16 protein-coding genes are annotated in these 21352 nt (G+C 67.9%); 5 read left to right on the top strand and 11 right to left on the bottom strand.

Annotated features, from left to right (window positions below; translation table 11 throughout):
- Window positions 1-54: 54 nt before the first annotated feature.
- The 7 genes from ACWIBS_RS08695 to ACWIBS_RS08665 are packed head-to-tail and all read right to left on the bottom strand — an operon-like array spanning window position 55 to window position 7875.
- The gene (locus tag ACWIBS_RS08695) at window positions 55-1104 is read right to left on the bottom strand and encodes an ADP-ribosylglycohydrolase family protein (protein WP_376128988.1); all 1050 of its coding nucleotides are present in this window, start codon (window positions 1102-1104) and stop codon (window positions 55-57) included.
- A complete protein-coding gene (locus tag ACWIBS_RS08690; RefSeq protein ID WP_376128989.1) occupies window positions 1101-1883 on the bottom strand; it encodes a hypothetical protein in 783 nt (260 codons plus the stop codon). The genes ACWIBS_RS08695 and ACWIBS_RS08690 overlap by 4 nt, the downstream gene beginning before the upstream one ends.
- Entirely contained in the window at window positions 1880-2737 is an 858-nt protein-coding gene (locus tag ACWIBS_RS08685; protein ID WP_454136809.1) for a GntR family transcriptional regulator, read from the bottom strand. Before ACWIBS_RS08685 ends, ACWIBS_RS08690 begins: the two co-directional genes overlap by 4 nt.
- Window positions 2734-4014 (bottom strand): ABC transporter permease, encoded by a 1281-nt coding sequence (locus ACWIBS_RS08680; RefSeq protein WP_376128993.1) that lies wholly within the window; start codon window positions 4012-4014, stop codon window positions 2734-2736. The genes ACWIBS_RS08685 and ACWIBS_RS08680 overlap by 4 nt, the downstream gene beginning before the upstream one ends.
- On the bottom strand, window positions 4011-5240 hold the full coding sequence (locus tag ACWIBS_RS08675) for an ABC transporter permease (RefSeq protein WP_376129063.1): 1230 nt from the start codon (window positions 5238-5240) through the stop codon (window positions 4011-4013). Before ACWIBS_RS08675 ends, ACWIBS_RS08680 begins: the two co-directional genes overlap by 4 nt.
- Before the next feature lie 2 nt (window positions 5241-5242).
- Entirely contained in the window at window positions 5243-6766 is a 1524-nt protein-coding gene (locus ACWIBS_RS08670; RefSeq protein WP_376128995.1) for an ABC transporter ATP-binding protein, read from the bottom strand.
- 29 nt (window positions 6767-6795) lie between these two features.
- Complete coding sequence (locus tag ACWIBS_RS08665) at window positions 6796-7875, bottom strand: BMP family lipoprotein (protein WP_376128997.1); 1080 nt, start codon at window positions 7873-7875, stop codon at window positions 6796-6798.
- 176 nt (window positions 7876-8051) lie between these two features.
- Between ACWIBS_RS08665 and ACWIBS_RS08660 the strand changes: the two genes are divergently transcribed.
- Together ACWIBS_RS08660 and ACWIBS_RS08655 are read left to right on the top strand one after the other, a co-directional pair.
- Window positions 8052-9074: an adenosine deaminase gene (locus ACWIBS_RS08660; RefSeq protein WP_376128999.1), complete on the top strand. Its 1023-nt coding sequence runs from the start codon at window positions 8052-8054 to the stop codon at window positions 9072-9074.
- A gap of 143 nt (window positions 9075-9217) precedes the next feature.
- Window positions 9218-9739 (top strand): DUF1801 domain-containing protein, encoded by a 522-nt coding sequence (locus ACWIBS_RS08655; protein WP_376129001.1) that lies wholly within the window; start codon window positions 9218-9220, stop codon window positions 9737-9739.
- On the opposite strand, the gene ACWIBS_RS08650 is transcribed toward ACWIBS_RS08655, so the two are convergent.
- From ACWIBS_RS08650 to ACWIBS_RS08635, 4 genes are read right to left on the bottom strand one after another with little or no spacing between them, the layout of a single operon-like run.
- The gene (locus tag ACWIBS_RS08650) at window positions 9700-12405 is read right to left on the bottom strand and encodes a TIM barrel protein (RefSeq protein WP_376129065.1); all 2706 of its coding nucleotides are present in this window, start codon (window positions 12403-12405) and stop codon (window positions 9700-9702) included. The genes ACWIBS_RS08655 and ACWIBS_RS08650 overlap by 40 nt on opposite strands.
- A 35-nt stretch (window positions 12406-12440) precedes the next feature.
- Complete coding sequence (locus ACWIBS_RS08645; RefSeq protein ID WP_376129003.1) at window positions 12441-14204, bottom strand: thiamine pyrophosphate-binding protein; 1764 nt, start codon at window positions 14202-14204, stop codon at window positions 12441-12443.
- An 11-nt stretch (window positions 14205-14215) separates the two neighbouring features.
- Window positions 14216-15082 carry a citryl-CoA lyase gene (locus ACWIBS_RS08640; protein WP_376129004.1) on the bottom strand — a complete coding sequence of 289 codons (867 nt, stop codon included), beginning with the start codon at window positions 15080-15082 and terminating at the stop codon, window positions 14216-14218.
- Window positions 15079-16527: an aldehyde dehydrogenase family protein gene (locus tag ACWIBS_RS08635; RefSeq protein ID WP_376129006.1), complete on the bottom strand. Its 1449-nt coding sequence runs from the start codon at window positions 16525-16527 to the stop codon at window positions 15079-15081. Before ACWIBS_RS08635 ends, ACWIBS_RS08640 begins: the two co-directional genes overlap by 4 nt.
- Window positions 16528-16796: 269 nt before the next feature.
- On the opposite strand from ACWIBS_RS08635, the gene ACWIBS_RS08630 reads away from it, so the two are divergent.
- The 3 genes from ACWIBS_RS08630 (at window position 16797) to ACWIBS_RS08620 (ending at window position 21351) form a co-directional block, all read left to right on the top strand.
- Complete coding sequence (locus ACWIBS_RS08630) at window positions 16797-19775, top strand: outer membrane protein assembly factor BamB family protein (RefSeq protein WP_376129008.1); 2979 nt, start codon at window positions 16797-16799, stop codon at window positions 19773-19775.
- Window positions 19776-19876: 101 nt separating this feature from the next.
- The gene (locus ACWIBS_RS08625) at window positions 19877-20491 is read left to right on the top strand and encodes a hypothetical protein (protein WP_376129009.1); all 615 of its coding nucleotides are present in this window, start codon (window positions 19877-19879) and stop codon (window positions 20489-20491) included.
- A gap of 224 nt (window positions 20492-20715) precedes the next feature.
- Window positions 20716-21351 carry a TRAP transporter small permease gene (locus tag ACWIBS_RS08620; RefSeq protein WP_376129011.1) on the top strand — a complete coding sequence of 212 codons (636 nt, stop codon included), beginning with the start codon at window positions 20716-20718 and terminating at the stop codon, window positions 21349-21351.
- Window position 21352: the final 1 nt, after the last annotated feature.

Below are 21352 nucleotides of genomic sequence, written 5' to 3'. Positions count from 1 at the left end.
TCCTGTCGTCGAGGCCCGTGCCCGCGCCAGGGTTCGGGCACGGGCACGGCAGGACTAGACCGCAGCCCGCCGGTAGCCCACGAGCTTCGCGATGACCGGCTCGATGTCGAGCTCGTTGACGCGCACGAGCTGCTCGCTCATCTCTTCGGGGATGGCGCTGTATCCGGCGATCGCACCGCACATCCCGCCGGCCATCGCGCCGACGGTGTCGGTGTCACCGCCGAGGTTGGCCGAGAGGACGGCGACCCGGACCGGGTCGCCGTCCGCGCGCACGACGAGACCGAGGGCGGCGGGCACCGACTCGGTGGTGTCGGTGTTGGCGCCGACGACGTCGTAGACGTACTGCAGGAAGTCGTCGTCGCTGCGGTCGCTTCGCGCGGCCTCGACGGCGAGCTCGGTGCGGCGAAGAAGCGACGCCGCCGCTTCATCCTTGCCGCGCGTCATGCCGATCGCGCAGGCACGGTACGCGGCGTCGATCGCGGCGGCAACGGTCTCGTCGCGGCTCTGGCCCTCGGGTGCGTCGATGCCGGTCGAGACGACCGCCGCGATCATCGCGGCACCGGCGATCGCGATGTTGGTGAGGTGGGCGATGACGCAGGTCGCCTCGACCTGATCGACCAGCTTCTCGAGGTCGTCGCTGGGGCACAGCACTCCGACCGGCGCGATGCGCATCGCGGCGCCGTTGGTGAGGCCGGCCACTCCCGTGTCGAGCGGATCGGCACCTTCGCGCAGCGCGTGGATCACGCGCGCGCTCGTCGGCCCGAGAAAACGGCCCTCGGTCGCGCCGACGCGGTCCGCCCAGGCGACGAGATCGCGGGCGAGCGTGCGCACGTCGACCGTGCCACCGGCGTTGATGATGGATTCCGCGAGCATGACCATCTGCTGGGTGTCGTCGGTCACCTGGCCGGCGACCCACCCGTCGACGATGGGGTGCCCCTCGGGTGCATCCAGGAACCGATCGATCCAGCCGAACGTGTCGACGACCTTCGCGCGGGACCAGAGCTCTCCGGGCATTCCCATCGCGTCGCCGAGCGCGACCCCGTAGAGCGCGCCACGGGCTCGGTCCGTCACGATGGCCGCCGTGGTGAGTGTGGATGCGGTCATGAGTGGTGCCTTTCACTGGGACTGTCGGTGCTGAGGGTCGCGACGAGCTCGATCGGGAGATCGTCGCGAAGAGCGAGCGTGCCGGCGGCCTCTGGCGCGACGGCGACGAGGACGCAGGTGGAGGGGCCGGAGGTGACGGCCCGGTCGATGCGGTGGGGCCCGGCGGCCGTGACCACGAGGCCCTGCGCGAGCTGTGCGATCTCGTGTGCGATGCCCTGCGAGCCGACGGGCAGCAGTTCGTGCACGCCGTCCATGCCGGCCAGCAGAGCGACCTCGGCGATACCCGGCATCCGCGGGTCGCCGGGGATCAACCGGTCCTGCGGGGCCGACAGCGGCACCCCGACCGCGTAGACGTGGTCGCCGGCTCGGGCACGCGTCGCGCGGAAAGCGCCCGCCGGGGCGATGCCGATCACGGTGACGCCGATGCCCGTCGCGATCGTGGCGACGTTGTCTTCCGTGCTGCCGGTGACGCTCACGTCGGGGTCGAGTCCCAGCTCGAGAGCCATCGCCCTGATCTCGTCGATCATGTCGATCGCCGAGGGGTCCTTCTCGACGCTCAAGGTGTCCACGATCACCGTCGGGGCGGCGCCGGCGGCGAGCACCTCGAGCAGCGGCACGCGAGCGGCGAAATGGGTCACGGCACGTGCATCCGTCGTGAACGTGTCGCACGATTTCGATCCGATGCCGCCCACCGAGTCGCAGGCGATGACGATCGTGCTGCCGTCGGGCGAATCGATCAGGGTGAGGTCGCGAAACCGGCGGACGGGCCACATGCTCATCGGGTGTCCACCGCGAGGGTCTCGAACTGGCTGAGACGTTCGGATGCGTCGGGCAGCCGGTGCGGTGCCTCGAGCGTCGTGGCGTAGAAGTACCGGTCGCCGCGCAGCAGGGTCTCGACGTACTCGATGGGCGCACCGTCGGCGTCGTACGTCGTGCGGTTGACGCGGAACGCGGGCGCACCGGCGTGCGTCTCGAGCTGCTGCGCCTCCTGTGCGTCCAAGACGGTGCTGCGCAGCCGTTCCGTGGCGTGATCGGGAACGATTCCGCGGGTCTCGGCGAGCAGGCGGAACAGCGAAGCATCCGTGAGGTCCTGCCCCAGCAGATGCGCGGCGATCGGCGACGGCAGCCAGGATGTCTCGAAGGTCGAGGCGATGCCATCGACCGAGCGCACCCGCACGAGCCGGATGACGGCGAGCGCGTCGGGCCCCACCCCGAGCGCGTCGCGCACGGCGGTGTCGGCGGCGCAGTAGCCGAACTGCAGCACGCGGGTCGTGACCGTCCGCTGCGCGCTGCTCAATTCGTCGGAGAGTCCGCTCAGCAGGTGCAGGTTGCCCTCGATGCGCGCCGACGACACGTAGGTTCCCGAGCCCTGCCGTCGCTCGACGGCGCCGCGCGCCTGGAGCGCCTCGAGTGCCTGCCGCACCGCGAGCCGCGAGATGTCGAGCGTCTCGGCGAGGTGCCGTTCCGTCGGCAGGCGGCGGCCGCTCTCGAGAGTGCCGTTGTCGATGAGCGCCTCCAGGGCATCGCGCAGCTGCGTCGCGGGGGTCCCCGCGCGCGCGGAGTCGGGGCGCAGAAGGGCGATCAACTCGTCGTCGGTCATCGTGGTCCTCGCGGGTGTGGGGGTCTGGTTCATGCGGTCACGTAGGGTTTGCCGGCCGCGGCGGGTCCGCGGACGTGTCCGACGAGACCGGCGACGGCGAAGATCGTGACGACATAGGGCAGCATCAGCATGAGCTCGCTCGGCACGGGAGAGCCGATGATGCTGAGAACGTATTGCAGGCTGCTGGCGAAGCCGAACAGAAGCGCCGCCAGGGTCGAGCGGATGGGGTCCCACCGCCCGAAGATCACGGCGGCGAGCGCGATGAACCCCGCGCCGGCAGTCATATCGATGTTGAACGAGCCGACCGACCCGAGGGTGAAGTACGAGCCGCCGAGACCGGCGACCAGACCCCCGAGCACGACGGTGCGGAACCTCGTGCGATTGACCGGGATGCCGACCGTGTCGGCGGCCTGCGGGTGCTCGCCCACAGCGCGGACGCGCAGACCCCACGTCGTGTGGAACAGGGCGTACCAGACCACCGCGACGGCGACGTACATGACGTAGACGATGAGTGTCTGCTGGAACAGCACGGGCCCGATGATCGGGATGTCGGCGAGGAACGGGATGGGAAGCGCCGCGAACCGGGGCGGCGAGTTCAAGGCCGCGGCGTTGGGGCTCAGCACCTGCGTGAACAGGAAGGCCGTGAACCCCGTGACGAGCACGTTCAGGACGATGCCGACGATGACCTGATCGACGACGTAGCGGATCGAGAACACCGCGAGCACCGCGCCCACCAGCATCCCCGCGATCATGGCGGCGACGAGGCCCGCGAAGAGGTTGCCGGTGAGGGATGCCGCGACGGCACCCGAGAACGCACCGGCGAGGAACTGCGCCTCGATCGCGACGTTGACGACCCCGACGCGCTCGGAGATCACGCCGCTGAGCGAGCCGTAGATCAGCGGCACCGAGACGCTGAGGGTTCCGACGAGCAGACCCGTGAGCGGGAGGGTCGCTCCGGACCCCGCCCAGATCAGGAAGCCGTTGACCAGGACGACGCCGAACACGACGCTGACCCACAGGGGCGTCGGTCGGTGCCGATACGCCCGCACGGCTGACGTGCCCGCCCCGATGAGGAGCAGCACCGCAGCGACGACGGCGGCGGAACCGGGCACGACGAGGTCGGGGAGAGCGATGACGTCGGTGTCGGTGGAGAGCCGGAACGTCGTCGCCTGCGTGCGCGGGATGCCCAGGAACAGCGCCGTCGCGGCGAGGGCGAGGGTCGCGAGGATCGTCGGGGTGCGCCAGCTGCGGGGCGTGGGGATGTCGTCGTCTTCGGTCGGGACGAGCGGGGTGATCGTGGGGACCGTCATGACACCGCACCCTTCGCGAAGGTCGTGCTGGGCTGGGGCAGGTGGAAGATGGCCCGGACCAGCGGCGGTGCGGCGATGAGCAGCACGATGATCGCCTGCACGACCACGACGATGTCGGCGGACACGCCCTCGGAAGCCTGCATGACGAACCCGCCGGCTTTGAAGGCGCCGAAGAGGATGCCGGCGGCGAAGACGCCCCAGGGGCGGGAGCGTCCGAGCAGGGCGACGATGATCGCGTCGAACCCGATTCCGGCGTCCACCCCGCCGGTGAAGCCCGAGGTGTTGGTGCCGAGCACCTGGCTCGCGCCGGCGAGGCCGAGGAGGCCGCCCGAGACGAGCATGGCGAGCACGTAGGTGCGGCCGACGTCGATGCCGGCGACCCGGGCGGCGTGCGGGTTGAACCCGACGGCGCGGAAGCGGAAGCCGATCGAGGACCGGTTGATCAGCCAGGCGCCGCCGATCGTGACGACGACGGCGAGGACGAAGCCGAAGTGCAGGTTGTAGCGGTCGCCGAGGAGCAGCGGGAAGACGGCGGTGTCGTCGATGGGCGGCGACTTGGCGTTGTTCTGACCCGGCGCCTGCAGCAGCGGCGTGCGCAGCAGGTACGAGATCAGGTAGAACGCGACGTAGTTCAGCATGATCGTCGTGATCACTTCGTGCGCGCCGGTGCGTGCCTTGAGCAGGCCGACGAGACCGCCCCACAGTGCTCCGCCGATGATGCCGGCGACGACGGCGGCGAGCATGTGCAGGCCCCACGGCAGGTCGAGGGTGAAGCCGACCCAGCCGGCGGCTCCCGCGGCGATGAGCATCTGTCCGCGGCCGCCGATGTTGAACAGGCCCGCGCGGAACGCCATCGCCACGCCCAGCCCCGCGATGATGAGCGGGGTCGCGAAGGTGAGGGTGTCGGTCAGCGGCTTGATCGCCGAGGGGAAGTCGGGTGCCGAGAAGTTGATGACCGACCCGCGGAACAGCGCGCCGTAGGCACCGGTCACCGCCTCCCAGATCGCGACGAGCATGTCCATGGGGCGCCCGAAGAAGTAGGCGGATGCCGCGATGACGTCGTCGTTCGTCGCGGCGATCAGGACCGCGCCGATGAAGAGGGCGACCACGATGGACAGCACCGCGATCATGGCGCTGCCCGTCGTCGCGGCGCGCAGCGCGCCGTGCCAGTCGACACGGCGCCGCCGGTCTCGACTGCCCGATCGGGTCTGCTCGGAGGCAGGCATGGTCATGCGGTCGCCTCCTGGGCGTCGGGAAGGATGCCGGCCATCATGAGGCCGAGGTCGTCGCGCGGGGTGTCCGCGGGCACGATGCCGACGATCTGACCGTGGTACATCACCATGATCCGGTCCGCGAGGGCGGCGACCTCGTCGAGCTCGGTGGATACGACGAGCACGGCGACGCCGGCGTCGCGCGCGTCGACGATGCGGTTGTGCACGAACTCGATCGATCCGACATCGATCCCGCGGGTCGGCTGCGAGGCGATGAACACGCGCAGGTCGCGGCTGAGCTCGCGCGCCAGAACGACCTTCTGCTGATTGCCGCCCGAGAGCGTGCCGATCGGGCTGTCGATACCGCCCGCACGCACATCGAACTCGTCCATCCGATCTCGACTGAACTGATCGAGCGCCTGATTCTGGATCGTCGCGTGCGCGACGAAGGGTCGGTCGTGCGACCGGTTGAGCATCAGGTTCTCGGCCAGCGTGAACTCGGACACGATGGCGTCGTGGTGCCGGTCTTCGGGCACGTATCCGACACCGGCAGCGATGATGTCGCGGACGTCCATTCCCGTGAGCGACGTGTCATCCAGACGGATGCTGCCGCTCGTCGCCTCGCGCAGACCCATGATCGCCTCGACCAGTTCGGTCTGCCCATTGCCCTGCACCCCGGCCACGGCGAGGATCTCGCCGGCGCGAGCGTGGAACGAGACCCGGTCGACGGCACGGTGCCCGTTGGCATCGAGCACCGTGAGGTTGTCGACGACGAGACCGCCGTCCTGCTGCGGCTGCGCCGGCTTCTTGTCGACCGTCAGCTGCACGGGACGGCCGACCATCATCGTCGCGAGCTCCGCGCTGCTCGCCGTCGGAGCGGCCTGGCCGACGATCTTCCCGTGGCGCATGACGGTGATGGTGTCGGCGACTTCGCGCACTTCGCGCAGCTTGTGCGTGATGAACACGATCGCGGTACCGGCATCCCGCAACTGGCGCATGATCTGCATGAGCTCGTCCGTCTCCTGCGGCGTGAGCACGGCCGTCGGCTCATCGAAGACGAGCACTTTCGCCTGACGCGAGAGGGCTTTGACGATCTCGACGCGCTGCTGCACACCGACCGGCAGGTCTTCGACGAGGGCATCCGGGTCGATCTCGAACCCCAGCTGCTGCGAGATGCGTCGCACGGTCTGCCGCCCGGCATCCGTGTTCAGCCGCCCACCGCGCCGGGAGTTCTCGTGGCCCAGCATGACGTTCTCGGTCACGGTGAAGACCGGGATGAGCATGAAGTGCTGGTGGACCATCCCGATCCCGGCCTGCATCGCGTCGCCGGGTCCGCCGAAGTGCTGCGGCACACCGTCGAGGAGGATCTCGCCCTCTTCGGCGCGGTACAGCCCGTAGAGGATGTTCATCAGCGTCGACTTGCCGGCGCCGTTCTCACCGAGCAGGCAGTGGATCTGCCCGGGAAGAACCTCGAGGTCGATGCGGTCGTTGGCCACGAGCGGTCCGAACCGCTTCGTGATGCCTCGCAGCTCCAGTTTCATGCGCGCGCCTTCTGCGTGAGGAGCCGGGCTCAGCCGAGGGTGTCGAGGGAGCCGTCGATGATCTGCGTCGCGAGTTCGTCGAGGGCGTTCTGCAGTTCGGGGCTCACCGCCGAGGCGAAGTCGTGGAAGGCCGAGAGTCCCGTGCCCGCGTTGGCGAGCGTTCCGACGTATGCCTCGGGGGTGAACTCGCCCGCGCTGGCCTGCGCGATGATCTCGAGCACGGCCGCGGTCGTGCGCTTCTCGACCGAGGTGAGGATCATGGCGGCATAGTCGGGGGCGGTCACCGCGACGTCGGAGTCGACGCCGATGAAGACGACGTCCTTGCCGGAGTCCTTGATCGCCTCACCGGTCGCGGCGAAGAGAGGGCCGGCGACGGGGAAGAGCACGTCGGCTCCCTGATCGAGCTGCGCGGCCGAGATCGACTTGGCGGTCACCTGGTTGACGAAGTCGCCGACGAAGACGCCCGTCTCGGTGGCCGGATCCCAGCCGAGCACCTGGGTGGGCGTGTCGTTGTCTGCCGCCCACTGCTGCGCGCCGTTGTAGTACCCGGTCATGAAGTCGGTGATCGCACCGTTCTGGATCGCGCCGAACGTGCCGATCGTGTGCGTCTCGCTGTGCGCTGCCGCGAGGTAGCCGCCCAGGAACGCCGACTCGCTCATCGCGTAGGTGACGGCCTTCAGGTTCGTGGTCGCCTCGTCCTTCACGAAGCCGTCGACCGTGACGAAGTCGATGTCGGGGTTGGCTGCGGCCGCGTCGTTGACGGCGTCGTTCGCGTCGAAGCCGATGCTGAAGATGAGGTTGCAGCCCTGGTCGACGAGCGATTCCAGGCCGGGGCGGAAGTCATCGGCGGTCTTCGACTCGAAGGGGATGACGGTGACGCCGAGATCGCTCTTCGCGGTCTGCAGGCCCTCGTAGACCTGCTCGTTGAAGGACTTGTCGTTCCATCCGCCCGATCCCGAGACGGCGCACGCGATGAAGTCGCTGTCTCCGGATGCACCGCCCTCGTCGACAGGCGGCGGAGTGGAGCATCCCGCCAGCAGCAGGGGCGCGGCGAGGAGGGCGGTCGCCGAGGCGATGAGGGACGTGCGGGTGCGGGAACGCGTGGTCATGTCGGGTGTGTCCTAGGGATGAGGAGAAGCACCGAGAAGAAGCTAAGGGTGCGGGTCACGACGAGAGTCGCTCCTCGATAGAACCAATGGCATGATTGGTTTGTCAAGCGGCGCCGGTTCTATGAGCACTTGCGTCGATTGGTACCGATGGCCTGGGTTGGATCCTGAGGAGACTGATGTCGGCGGCAACGCTCGAAGACGAGACCGGCAGCCTCGCGAAGGCGGAGCTGCACCTGCACATCGAAGGCACGCTCGAACCCGAGCTGGCCTTCGAGCTCGCGGCGCGAAACGGCGTGCAGCTGCCGTTCGCAGACGTCGAGGAACTGCGCGACCGGTACGACTTCACCGACCTCGGATCATTTCTCGACCTGTACTACGTCTGCATGACCGTGCTTCGCACAGAAGCGGACTTCACCGACCTCGCGCTGGCCTACTTCGCGCGCGCGCACGCCGATGGCGTGCGCCACGTGGAGATGTTCTTCGACGCGCAGGTGCACCAGCGCAACGGTGTGTCACCGGGCGTCGTCATGGACGGTCTTCTCGCAGCGTTCCGCGAGGCTGAGCGCCGATGGGACATCACCGGGGGGCTCATCCTCTGTTTCGTCCGCGACCTTCCGGTCGAATCGGCAGAGGCGCTCTTCGACGAGATCGCGCCGCGTGCGCACGAGCTGCTGGGGGTCGGGCTGGACTCCGCCGAGGTCGGCTATCCGCCGGCCCTCTTCGCGAGCCTCTTCGCGCGCGCCGAGAGCCTGGGGCTTCGCCGGGTCGCTCACGCGGGCGAGGAGGGTCCGCCCGCGTACATCTGGGAAGCCCTCACCGACCTGCAGGTCGACCGCGTCGACCACGGCATCCGCGCCATCGAAGACGCCGACCTGGTCAACTACCTCGTCGAGCACCGGATCCCGCTCACGGTCTGCCCGCTCTCGAACGTGCGGCTGCGCGCCGTCGCCGACATCCGGTCGCACCCGCTTCGCGCACTGTTCGACGCGGGGGTGCTCGTCACCATCAACTCCGACGATCCGGCCTACTTCGGCGGCTACGTCGGCGCCAACTACGACGCCGTCGCCGCCATCGGGTTCGACGCCCACGAGCTCGCCACCCTCGCCGAGAACTCCATCATCGCCTCGTTCGCGACGGACGCGCGCAAAGACGAGCTTCGCCGGCTGATCGGCGACTGGAGGGCGGCGAACGGCGCGTAGGGTCTGCGCGTCGATGCCGTGGAGCTGAAACCGGTCGCGCCCTATCGTGAAGAGATGACCGAGGACCCGCGACCCTGCTGAGGGTTATCGTCGCGGGGCAGCCGCGTCAGGATGGTCATCACCAGCGAACGGACGGACTCGACATGAGCGAGAACACAGGATCCGCGAAGAAGTCGCCGGCGATGTCACCGTCGGACGTTCCCGTCGAGGTGGCTCTCGAGAAAGCGACGGGTGCCCGCCGCGACGAAGCCGACGAGCTGCTCGAGCTGTTCGGCGAGATCACGGGCGAGCCGCCGGTGGTCTGGGCCGGTCGCATCGTCGGCTTCGGGACATACGAGTACCGCTACGAGAGCGGGCACAGTGGACAAGCGCCTCTCCTCGCCTTCGCCTCGGGCGCGGCGCACCACACGATCTACTTCCTCACCGATTTCACGACGCGGTGGCCCGATCTTCTCGACCGACTGGGCAAGCACCGCGCCAGCAAGGCGTGCCTGTACGTGACGCGACTGTCGGGTGTCGACCGCGACGTGCTCCGCGAGCTGCTCGAACTCTCGCTCGCGGCGACCGGGGTGTCGGAGGCGCAAGGATCTCATCCCCCCGCTCCGCGCGTCGAGGCCGCAGGCTCTCAACCGCCCGCGAGAGATGGCGCCGCGGCATCCAGATGACGGCGTGACGCGGCGATCGCGAGCCGCGCGTGCTCCTTCGCTCCGACCTGGGCGACGAGGGTCGCACGGGGGATCTCGAGCGCCAGGGGCAGGTTCGGTGGAAGCGCGTCGAGGATGCCGGCGATGTCGAGGTCGCCTTCGCCCGGAAACAGCCGTTCGAACCGGGCCGTGTGGATGAGCCCTTCGGTCGTTGTGGGGATCTCTCCGGGTGCGTCGCACACGTGCACGTAGTGGAACCACTCGCGCGGCAGCGCGCGCAACTCGTCGAGCGTCGATCCGGATCGCCAGAAGTGCAGCGCATCGATGAGGAGCCCCGCGTTCGGCTGATCAGCGGCGCGCAGCACGCGAACGGCCTCAGAGAGGTTCGGCGTCTCGGTCCACGAGGGGAACTCCAGATCGAGCGTGAGCCCGAGGGGTCGCGCGAGCTCGCACAACTCGGCGAATCGGTCGGACTTGCGCGCGAAATCGGCGTCGGGGAGCTGCGTGATGACGTGGCGGGCGCCGAGCTCGGCGCCCGCTTCGAGAAAGCGCAGGTAGTCGCGTGGGCTGTCACTCGAGGTCATGCGGGCGAGCTCGATGTCGAGCACTTCGACCCCCATGGCCGCCAGGTGCGTCTTCGTGGCCCGCATCAGCTTCGGGTCGTACGAGAGGGGGTAGTTGGGCTCTTGCGCCGTCACCTTCGTCATGCGCAGGCCGACGTAGCGGTAACCGGCGGCGGCCGCTGCGTCGACGAGTTCGGGTGGCGTCAGGCTCAGCGCGGTCAGGTGCGCGAGCGAGTAGTCGTAGCGGTGGTCGGTCGGAACCTCCGATGACGTGACCTCGAGCATCCGCATCCGCTGGCGGCGATGGGCCGACATGCGGAGGGGGACGCTGTGCGGATCACCGAAGCCGTCGTAACCGTCGATGCGCTGCACGATCTCGAAGAAGACCCGCGATCCCACCATCTCGGTGAAGAAGTGCAGGTACTCGCCGTGTCGATCGCGGTCGTAGACGATGTCGTTCTCGCGAAGCACGGCGATCATGTCAGCCGGAAGGCCGACCCGCGCCTCGAGATCGTCGTAGTAGTTGCCGGGGATGCGCAGGATCGATGCTCCACTGTCGTGCAGCGCCCGCGCACACGCGACGACGTCGTCGGTGCGGAACGCGATCGACTGCGGGCTCGAGATGCTCGGAGCCCAGTCCCCGCGGCGCAGCGGAGATGTGCTCAGCGCGATTCGAACGCGGTGAGCCGGGTCGGTCGCAGTCCACCGGTGCACGACGCCGAACGGCGCATTGACCTCGGTCGGCTCACCCGCCGACAGGCCCAGCACGGTACGGAGGAAGAGAGTCGACGGCTCGAAGTCGTCGACGGAGTCCGTCATCGACACATGATCGATGTCGTGCAGGAGCGGTGACGTCGATGCGGAAGCGCCCGTCGGCTCGAAATCTGCGAGCCAATCCCCCTCGCAGAAGAACAGCGCCGTGCCGTCGGGAGTGGCGACGGAGTTCAGGTCGGCTTCGCCCTCGCCGAGCTTGCGGGCGAGCTTGGGCGCGAGCAGGCTCTGCGCTCGCCGGAAGGACGCGCGCGCGTCTGACGTGTCGACCCCCAGCGCGATGATCGACGCCGTCGCGGGGTCGATCGATCGGTCGGGCGCGAGGTCGAGAAGGACGCGCGCGTCTCCCTGCTCCCACAGCTCGACAGGCTTCGAGCGGTGCTGCCCGGTGTGGGTGAAGCCCAGCCTGCCCAGCAGGCGCGCGAGGAGGGGGCGCGACAGCGCATCGACCGCGAACTCGACGAACGCGTACCCGTCGAGGCGCGGAGCAGGTGGAAGGGTGCTCGATGCGGACCGGAGGGCGGCCGGGCCGCGCTCCCCCACAGCTTCGGCCAGCGCACGCACCGACCGCATGGCATCGATCGCGGCGTGGCGTGGATCTTCCTGCTGATAGACGTCGTTGAACACCTCGAGCGCGATCGAGCCTCGATACCTCTTCACCGCGAGCTGCTCGAGGAATCCGTGGACGTCGAGCACGCCCTGCCCCGGGAACACCCGTGAGTGCAGACTCCATTCGCGCACGTCCATGCCGACGCGCGGCGCGTCGGCGAGCTGCACATGGAAGATCTTCGCGGGATCGAAGGCGGCAAGCTCCACCTGCGGATCGTTGGCGTGCGAGAGCACGTGGAAGCTGTCCAGGCACATTCCAAGAGCGGCATGATCGGCCCGCCGGACGATGCGCCACGCGTGCTCGTGCGTGCGGACGCGGCCCCACGGCACCGCCTCGAGCGCGAGTCGAACACCCCGCTGCGCGGCCAGGTCGGCGATGCGCGACAGCTGCTCCGCGGCGAGCTCGTCGTCGTCGATTCCGTCGTCCGAGGTCGTCGAGCAGCAGACGAGCACGCGCGCGCCGAGCTCGCTCACCAGATCGAGCTTGCGTTCGGCATGGCGCAGGCGGGCATCGAACAGGCCGGGCCGGACGGCTTCAACATGCAGCGGCTGGTATACATCGATCGAGAGACCGAGGTCCGCGGCCTCTTCGGCGACGCGCCGGGGCGACCACGGTGACACGAGGAGGTCGTATTCGAGCAGTTCCACCCCACCGAATCCGGCCGCGACGGCAGCCCGCATCTTGTCCTGGAGCGTGCCCGCCAGCGACACCGTGGAGATCGAGACAGAAGACTCGTCACTCATGGGCGTCACCGGTCATCCGACGTGAGCTGGGCATGTCACGAGGTCGCGACGTGTTCGATCTTCTCGTCGGGCGAGTAGATGTCGAGGATGTTCCAGTGGCCGGTCGTCGGTGTGGGGACGTTGACCATCGACACGTCGATCACGACGGGACCCTCATGCGCGATCGCACGCTCGAGCGCCGGTCTGAACTCCGCGGCTGACTCGACCTTGATGCCCGTGACGCCGTATGCCCGCGCGATCGCCGCGAAGTCGGTATACATGGGGTCGTCCGCCGTGCCGAAGACCGTTCCGTACGTCGTGCCGAACGCCGCCTTCTCGAGCCCGGCGATCGTCCCATACGCGTTGTTGTTCATCACGACCCACACGACGGGCGTGTTGTGCTCGCGGGCCGTCGCCAGGACGGAGGGATTCTGCCCGAAGCCGCCGTCGCCGACGAGAGAGACGACGACGCGGTCGGGGCAGGCCATCTTGGCTCCGACGGCGGCCGGACCGCCGAACCCCATCGTCGCGAACCCGCCGGGTGTCAGGATCGAACCGGGCGTCAGGATGTCGAACTGCTGACCGACGCCGTTCTTGTTCCAGCCGACGTCGGTCGTGATGATCGCGTCGGCGGGCAGCACGGCGCGCGCCTCGGCCAGGATGCGCTCGGGCCGCATGGGCCACGCCTCCGACACCTGCGCCGCCGCATTGCGGCTCTTGAGATCGTCGCGATTCGCGGCGATCCTGCCGATCAGCTCGGCGCGATCGATCGTTTCGGGAGCGAGCCGGCGCGCGATGCGCACGAGCGTCTTGAGCGCGGACTTCATGTCGGCGAGCGCGCCGATCTCGAGCGGATAATTGCGCCCCAGCTCGGCGGGATCGATGTCGATCTGCATCAGCTTGGTCTTCGGGATGTCGAATGTGTACTCGGGATACCACGAGCTCGAGTCCGCTTCGGCGAAGCGCGTGCCGAGAGCGAGGATCCAGTCGGCCGTTCGGGTCATCTCGTTCGTGAACGCCGTACCCCAGAATCCGGTCATGCCCAGCACGAGCGGATTGTCGTCGGGGACAGCGCCCTTGCCCATCAGGCTGTGCGACACGGGCAGCGAGAGCAGCTCGGCGAACTCCAGCAGCTCGTCGGTCGCGTCGGCGCTGATCACGCCGCCGCCGACGTAGAGCACGGGGTTCTCCGCCTCCAGCAGATTGCGCACGATCTGTTCGGCGACCTCTTCGTCGAGACCGGGCTTCGCGAGCGTGCGCGTATTGCTGATTGCCTTGTCGAACGTCGCGACGTCGACCTCGGCCGAGAAGACATCCATCGGCACATCGACCAGGACGGGGCCGGGTCGCCCGCTCTCCGCAAGCGTGAACGCCTTGTCGAGCACTTCGGCCATGAGGTGCGGCTGGTCGACCCGCCACGCCCGCTTCACGAACGGGCGGTAGATCTCGTATTGGGCCGCGTCCGCGTGGAGATTGACCTCCTGATGCGGATGCTTCCCGTAATAGTGCGTCGGGATGTCGCCGGCGATGACGACCATCGGAATCGAATCGAGTGCGGCGTTCGCCACCCCCGTCGCGGCGTTCGTCAGGCCCGGCCCGAGGTGCGACAGCACGACACCTGTCCGCTTGCCCGCTCGCGCGTAGCCGTCGGCGGCGTGCGAGGCGATCTGCTCGTGACGCACATTGATGAAGGAGATCTGCTCGCTCTTTTCGAGGGCAGCCAGAAGTGCGATGTTGGTGTGCCCGCACAACCCGAACACGTGCTCGACGGCACGCGCCTCCAGGTACCTGATGATCTGGTTCGACACCAGGTCTTTCATGTCGTTCTCCTTCATTGGTCGGTCTCTTTCGGGACGGCACGTCGGGCCGGTCCGGTGTAGGTGTATCCGAGTGATTTCGGCAAGGGTCCCTTGATCCGCACGCCCTGCGTCATCTGCTCGTAGGCATGCGCGAGGATGCCGACCGACCGCGCCAAGATGAAGACACCTCGACCCAGCTCCGGCGGAAGACCGAGCTCGCAGTAGATGACGGCGGTCACTCCGTCGACGTTCATGGGGATGCGTCGTGTCCGGCCGTGGCTGATCTCGTCTTCGACGGCCCGGCCGATCTCGGCGAACCGCCCATCGATCTCGCCCTGCGCGACGGCGTCGTCGACGAGCGAGAGAAGGCGCGGAGTGCGCGGGTCGAGGGGGTGGAAACGGTGCCCGAACCCCGGCACGTACGTGAGTCCCGCATCGCGGTGTCGCTGCAGAACGCGGCGCGTCGCTTCGCGGACGTCGCCCGCGCTGTCGAGCTCGGCGTCGATCTCGAGGTAGATCTCCATGCACTGCTGTCCGGGTCCGCCGTGGATGTCGTCGAGAACGTTGATCGCCGACGCCATCGCGCCGTTCACGGGCGCTCCGCACGTCGTCGCCATCCGCGCGATCGCGATCGACGGCGCCTGCGGACCGTGATCGACGGATGCCACGAGTGCGGCCTCGAACAGCGCAGCGCGAGCCCGAGTGGGCAGTTCGCCCTGAACCATGAGCCAGATGGTGTCGACGAAGCCGGCGTTGCCGATCAGGTCCTGAATGGGATACCCGCGCAGCGCGATCTCGCCGGGATGGATGTCGATGATGTCGGTATGCCACCACCCGCGCGCTTCGGCGACGAGGGCCTCGGCGGATTCGCCCGTGGTCGACTCATCGATCGTGCTCACCGAGCGACCGCTGACGGTTCGGCCGCTTCGAGAGCAGCGTCGTAGAAGTCACCGAAGAGCTCCTCGTCTGAGGGCCGGTCTTCGGCGATGACCCGAGAGACCCAGGTCGTGTTCATGTAGTGCTTCAACGACACGTTCTCGGACGTGATGTTGCCGCCCCACGTGCCGCACCCCATCGACGAGGTCATCGGCATCCCATTCGTGAACGCACCGGCGTTCGCCTTCGAGTTGGGCTGCCGCACCATGATGCGCGAGACCGGCATGTGCCGGGCGAAATAGTCGACGTGGGCGTCGTCCTTCGACGCGATGCCGCACGAGTGACCCTTGCCGCCGATGTCGTAGAGACGCTTGGCGACCTCGACTCCGTCTTCGAAGCTCCCCTCGTATGCGTGGACCGCCATGAGCGTCGTCAGCTTCTCTTTGCAGAACGGCCGGTCATCGGCGATGCCGTCGCCCTCGACGAGGATGAACTTCGTGCTCGCCGGCACCTCGAACCCGGCGGCTCGGGCGAGCGCCTGCGGGGACACCGCGACGGTGTCGGCGAGGCGGTGGCCTTCGTCATCCCACATCACCGCCTGCAACGCAGCCCGCTGGTCGGCGGTCGCGAGGTGACCGCCTTCGTCCTGCAGTGCGGCGAGCATGTCCTGGTACCGCGACGCGGGCACGAGGACGTTTCCGTCTGCCGAACAGCCCGAGCCGAAGTCCGATGTCTTGGAGAGCATGCAGTTGCGCGCCGTCTCTTTCAGATCGGCCGTCTCATCGACGAACTCGGTGGCATTGCCGGCGCCGACGCCGTAGGCGGGAGTACCCGAGCTGTACGCGGCGCGCACGAGACCCTGTCCGCCGGTCGCGATGACCAGATCGGAGCGGCGCATGATCTCCTGCGATGCGGTGAGGCTCGGCAGCGTGATGCACTGCAGGATGTCGGCGGGAGCGCCTTCTGCCTCGAGCGCTTCGCGCATGAGACGCACGGTCTCGAAGGTGGTGTCCTTCGAGCGCGGATGCGGCGAGAAGACGACGACATTGCGCGCCTTGACGGCGTAGATCGCGTTCCCCGCGGGAGTGAGATCGGGGTTCGTCGTCGGCACGACGCACCCGATCACTCCGACGGGCTTGCCGTACTTGACGAGACCGCGCTCTTCGTCGGTTTCGATGATGCCGACGGAGGGGCTGCGCAACGCGTCGCGAAGGACACCGCGGATCTTCATGCGCTTGTTCATGCGGCTGTCGAAATCGCCGAGGCCGGACTCTTCGATCCCCATGTCGACGAGTCGGTGAAACGACGAGCGATTCGCGACGGCCCAGGCGATGGCCTGAATGAGGCGATCGACGCGCGCTTGATCGTACGTCTCGATGACGGCGAGCGCCGCCTGTGCCCGCGCGAACACCTCATCGAGTTCTCGAGTCTGTTCGCTCGTGAGGGTTTTGGATGCTGATGCAGCCATGACAACTCCGTCCAGGGCTAGGTGCCGGTCGTCGCATGCTAAGCAGGCGCACTGATCCCGACCAACCGTTGTCCCACTGAGCAGAAAGGCAACGCGGTGTACCACTCGATGGGCCGATCGGTTGCCCCCTCGGAGCGGGCGGTCTAGCGTCCGGAGCGCTGACCGGCGCCGATGCCTCCAGTTCGGCACTTCGGTCGGCATACCCCCAGGGACGTGAGGCGGGCACGCACCGCCCTCCGTCTGATCGATGACGATCAAGGAGCACGCACATGCGCAAGACATTGAGAAAGAGGCTGGCAGTAGTGGGGGTGGGCGCGCTCGCGCTGACCCTCGCTGTCGCCGCCTCACCCGCCACAGCGGTGGGAACGGGTTCAGACCCCGTTCCCCCCGCCGGTCTGACCGGCCTCGAACCCACGGGTGTCGACATGCCCACGGTCGGCGGAAACCTCGGAAACCAGCACTACTCCGGACTGACGCAGATCAATAAAGACAACCTCGACCAGCTCGCGCCGGCGTGGCGCACGCACGTGTCGGCTGTTGCACCGGCGACCAACCACACCGGACAGCAGACGACCCCCATCGTCGTGGGAGGCGTGATCTACCTGGACACGCCCCAGGGCGGCGTGATCGCCGTGGACGGCGCATCCGGCGACCCGATCTGGAAATGGAACGGTGGCGGCTTCGGGCTGTCCGGAACGCGTCGCGGCGTCTCGGCCGGCGACGGCAAGATCTTCACGTTGGCAAGCGGCAGCAACATCATCGCGCTCGACCAGGAGACGGGCGAGCAGGTGTGGGCTGTCCCGGCGCGGGGCCCGGAAGGCCAAAGCCTCGGCGGGTTCGGCAAGGTCGCGACCGTCTACAACAACGGCATCGTCTACGCCCACGCGGCGGACGGCAACCGCGGAGCGGTCGCCGCATTCGATGCCGATGACGGATCGTATCTCTGGCACTTCTTCGGCGGGCCGCAGCGCGGTGAAGAGTTCACCGGCCTCGACGGGATCACCTTCGACGCGTCCGAGACGTGGGGTCCCGTCCTGGACAACGGCACGGACTGCGCCGCTGTGGCCGGTGCCGCTCCCTGGATGCACGGCTCGGTGGATCCCGAGCTGAACATGTACTACATGACCTTCGGCAACGCCCGCAGCTGCACCTCGTCGCAGAACGGCTCGCAGCGTCCTGGAGACAACCTGTTCTCGAGCACGATGGTTGCCGTGGATGCCACGACCGGCGCGTACAAGTGGCACTACCAGTCGATCCGCCACGACGTGTGGGACATGGACAACGTCCACCCGCCGACGCTCGCGGACATGGAGGTCGACGGCGTCGAGCGCAAGGTGGCGTTCTACGGCAGCAAGTCGGGTCACCAGTTCGTGATCGACCGCACGAACGGCCAGCCGGTCACCCCCACGATCGACAAGCCCATGATCGTCGACTCGCGCCAGAACCAGCCTGACACGCAGCCGTTCCCGGTAGAGCGTCAGCTGCCGGAGTGCGTCGTGTGGGAGAAGCTCGATGCCGACAACGTGCCCGGCAACCCGTGGCGCGCGGTGCCGAACTACAACGGCTACCAGGCCGACGCCGAGGGCAACCTCGTCTTCAACCCGGACAGCTACGTCGCCGCCGATGAGCCGTTCCTCACGTACCCCGAGGGTCACTTAGGGCACCGCGAGGGCTGCATGTACGACCCGCAGTGGGATATGCCGATCCTCTCGACGACGAGCCAGAACGGCGGCGGCGACTGGTCGAACCAGTCGTACAGCCACAGCACGAACATGGTGTACTTCCCGTACGGCACGAACCCCGTCGCTCACTACAACGGAGCCGGCTCGAACGGACTCCGCGCGATGGGTCAGTACCAGACCGGCGGCATCCTCGCCTATGACGCCTCGACGGGCAAGGTCGTGTGGACGAACCACCTCGGGACCGACATGTCGCACGGCCAAGGGCCGCTGACGACGGCATCGGACCTGCTCGTGGTCGGGCAGATCGACGGCCGCGCCCTGATCATGGATGCTGTCAACGGTGACGTCCTCTGGGACTTCCAGACGGGGTCGGGCATCGCTGCCGCTCCGGTCACCTACGAGGTCGACGGCGAGCAGTACATCGCCGTGTTCGCTGCCGGGTCGACGAACCCGTACGGCGGATCGGTCACGCAGGGCGACTCGCTGTGGGCCTTCAAGCTCAACGGTGCCTATACGAACGCGACGGGAAGCCAGGAGGGGCCGAACACCTCTCCCTTGACCATGCGTCGCCCCGTGAGCGGTTCCGCCGTCGCGGGCGAGACGGTCGACAACACCGTTCTGCTCGCGCGCAGCAGCCGCACGGCGGACACGGCAGCGGCGCAGGACAGCGTCGCGACGAACGCCATGCAGCCCACGCACCTGCGGGTGCCGGTCGGCACGACGGTCACCTTCCGCAACCCGGGGGCCGAGACGTTCCCGAACTTCCCCAACCTGAAGGAGCACTGCGCGACGCAGTACTTCGAGGGTGAGTTCAACGCCAGGCTGCAGCCGGGCGAGACGTACCAGCACACCTTCACACGTGCCGGTGAGTACTTCTTCAACGACTGCACCGACCCGCGCCCGACCGGCAAGATCGAGGTCGTCCTCGCACCGCAGGATCAGCCGGGCGCTCTGCGATTCACTCCGGGTCACCTGCGATTCGGCACACCCTCGGGCGTGTTCTCGCAGGTCGACGGGACGATCGACGCACAGTTCGACCTGCCCGCCGGGTACACGTACGACAGCGCGGCCGAGCTCATCACTCCGCTGTCGGCGACGCCCGTCGAGCCGTCCGACGTCACGGCCGAACCGAGCCGCGTCACGCTGCAGTTCGATGCGGCCGACGTCGACAACAACGTCCCGGCCGGCGCAGTCGACCTCACGGTGCGATTGAACGTCCTGAACGCCGACGGTGAGCAGGAACAGCTCACCTCGACGGCCACGGTGACCGTCTCGAAGGGTGTCGCAGCGCATACGACACCTCGCACGCTCGCGGGCAAGGCGTACGTGTCGGTGACCGCGACGAACTACACGGGCGCAGCCGCGGACATCACGGTGACGACAGAGTTCGGCAAGAAGGTCTTCCCGAACGTCGCTCCCGGAAAGTCGGTCGCCGTGTCGTTCAACACGCGAGCGACGTCTGTTCCGGCCGGCGAGGCCACGATCACTTCGACGACGATCGTCGACGGTGAGTCCGTGACCGAGACGAGAACGGCGCCGTACCGGGCTATTCCCGCGGGCGGCTGACACCGGGCGTGTGGGGTGCGAGCACCCGGCTCGCACCCCACACGTCACCCGAGCCTCGGTCACACGATCGAGGCAGAAGCGATCACACAGAAAGAGATTCAATGATGAAGAGATCAACCCTCACCCGCGCGGGCGGCATCGCGTTCGGCGCGCTGCTGCTGGCGTCAGCTGGCACGGCTGTCGCGACTGCTGACGAGATCGACGATGGCACCGTCGACATCAACGTCGAGATCACCGACCGCTACCCGTCGGGCGTGCTGGCTCTCTCGGTCGCGGCGAACGACACCGCGCTCGAAGAGGTCGACTCGGGCGACCCGCTGGTCCGCGAGTTCACCGGCGTCCTCCCGACCGTGACCGTCACCGACACGCGCAGCACTGTCCCCGACAGCCCGTGGTTCGTCCTCGGCACGGCGAGCGCTTTCGTCTCGGGCGACGACTCGATCTCGGCCGACCATCTCGGGTGGTCGCCCGCTCTGGCCGCGGACTACGGCACAGCGATCGAGGTCGGCGGCGACATCGAAGGTGTCCTGGACGACGAGGACAGCGAAGGCCTCGCCTACGCTGACGGCGAGCTGCTCTACCTGAACACCGACCAGGTAGCGACATACGACCAGGGTTCGTGGTCGGCCAACGCAGCCCTCAACCTCAAGGTCGCCGCCGAGAACGCGGCATCCGGTTCCTACACCTCGGTGCTCACCCTCTCGCTCTTCGAGTAGGACTGTCGAACCCCGACGAGGCGGGGGATGCCGGCACGACCGGCGTCCCCCGCCTTTCGCTCGTCATCTGCGGCACCCGGACGTGCAGAGGATGTCCCATTCGGCGAAACTCGACTTTGCGCGGCCACCTGCGCAGACCAGAGTCGCAGGGGCAGTGAGCGCGGTGCCCGACCCGCAGCAACAGAGAGGTTGACCATGCAGCCCGAACGAGTGGCGACGACGCCATGACGACGAACGGTCCCGAGGAGGTCACTCCCGACGACCCGGCCGCAGCCGCGAGCGCGGAGGAACTCGGCGAGTCGATCTTCCCGCCCACGCGAACGTTCTTCATGGAGCCCGACCTCAACAAGGGCGTACCGCCCGACCCGTGGTTCATCAGGGCGCTCTCCGGTGTCGAGATCGCCGTCGGCGTCACCCTGTTCGCGTTCGTCATCTTCGGCACCATGTACCAGGTCGTCGGGCGCTACTTCCCCCAGATCGGCTGGGTCGGCTCGGGCGAACTCGCACTGCTGTCCATGATCGCGCTCACCTTCACGATGGCCGGCTACCTCGTGGGTCGGAACGGACACATCGTGCTCGAGATCTTCGACCAGTTGCTGGCGGGAAAATGGCTCTTCACCGCGTTGCGAATGATCTCGGCCGTCATCATGGTGGCCGTCTGCCTCGCGCTGACCTATGAGGCGTACGTCAAGCTCGAAACCGAGTGGGTCCGCCTCAGCGCCGCCATGAACCTGCCCCTCGGCATCCTCTACATCTTCGCGCTGGTCGGCTTCGCCTCGGCCGCCGTGCAGTCCGCATACAAGATTCGTTACGCAAACCGCCCCGAGCGCCAGCTCGACATCGGTGAGATGGAAGGCTGAT

It is taken from the genome of Microbacterium sp. NPDC055442 (genome assembly GCF_053644215.1).
Note: the sequence above shows the minus strand (reverse complement) of the source record. Positions and strands in the feature narration are given on the sequence as shown.

Excerpts from the sequence above, each read along its gene's own strand:
- ACWIBS_RS08695 (WP_376128988.1), bottom strand. The coding sequence starts at position 1,104 with ATGACCGCATCCACACTCACCACGGCGGCCATCGTGACGGACCGAGCC.
- ACWIBS_RS08690 (WP_376128989.1), bottom strand. The coding sequence starts at position 1,883 with ATGAGCATGTGGCCCGTCCGCCGGTTTCGCGACCTCACCCTGATCGAT.
- ACWIBS_RS08685 (WP_454136809.1), bottom strand. The coding sequence starts at position 2,737 with ATGAACCAGACCCCCACACCCGCGAGGACCACGATGACCGACGACGAG.
- ACWIBS_RS08680 (WP_376128993.1), bottom strand. The coding sequence starts at position 4,014 with ATGACGGTCCCCACGATCACCCCGCTCGTCCCGACCGAAGACGACGAC.
- ACWIBS_RS08675 (WP_376129063.1), bottom strand. The coding sequence starts at position 5,240 with ATGCCTGCCTCCGAGCAGACCCGATCGGGCAGTCGAGACCGGCGGCGC.
- ACWIBS_RS08670 (WP_376128995.1), bottom strand. The coding sequence starts at position 6,766 with ATGAAACTGGAGCTGCGAGGCATCACGAAGCGGTTCGGACCGCTCGTG.
- ACWIBS_RS08665 (WP_376128997.1), bottom strand. The coding sequence starts at position 7,875 with ATGACCACGCGTTCCCGCACCCGCACGTCCCTCATCGCCTCGGCGACC.
- ACWIBS_RS08660 (WP_376128999.1), top strand. The coding sequence starts at position 8,052 with ATGTCGGCGGCAACGCTCGAAGACGAGACCGGCAGCCTCGCGAAGGCG.
- ACWIBS_RS08655 (WP_376129001.1), top strand. The coding sequence starts at position 9,218 with ATGAGCGAGAACACAGGATCCGCGAAGAAGTCGCCGGCGATGTCACCG.
- ACWIBS_RS08650 (WP_376129065.1), bottom strand. The coding sequence starts at position 12,405 with ATGAGTGACGAGTCTTCTGTCTCGATCTCCACGGTGTCGCTGGCGGGC.
- ACWIBS_RS08645 (WP_376129003.1), bottom strand. The coding sequence starts at position 14,204 with ATGAAAGACCTGGTGTCGAACCAGATCATCAGGTACCTGGAGGCGCGT.
- ACWIBS_RS08635 (WP_376129006.1), bottom strand. The coding sequence starts at position 16,527 with ATGGCTGCATCAGCATCCAAAACCCTCACGAGCGAACAGACTCGAGAA.
- ACWIBS_RS08630 (WP_376129008.1), top strand. The coding sequence starts at position 16,797 with ATGCGCAAGACATTGAGAAAGAGGCTGGCAGTAGTGGGGGTGGGCGCG.
- ACWIBS_RS08625 (WP_376129009.1), top strand. The coding sequence starts at position 19,877 with ATGATGAAGAGATCAACCCTCACCCGCGCGGGCGGCATCGCGTTCGGC.
- ACWIBS_RS08620 (WP_376129011.1), top strand. The coding sequence starts at position 20,716 with ATGACGACGAACGGTCCCGAGGAGGTCACTCCCGACGACCCGGCCGCA.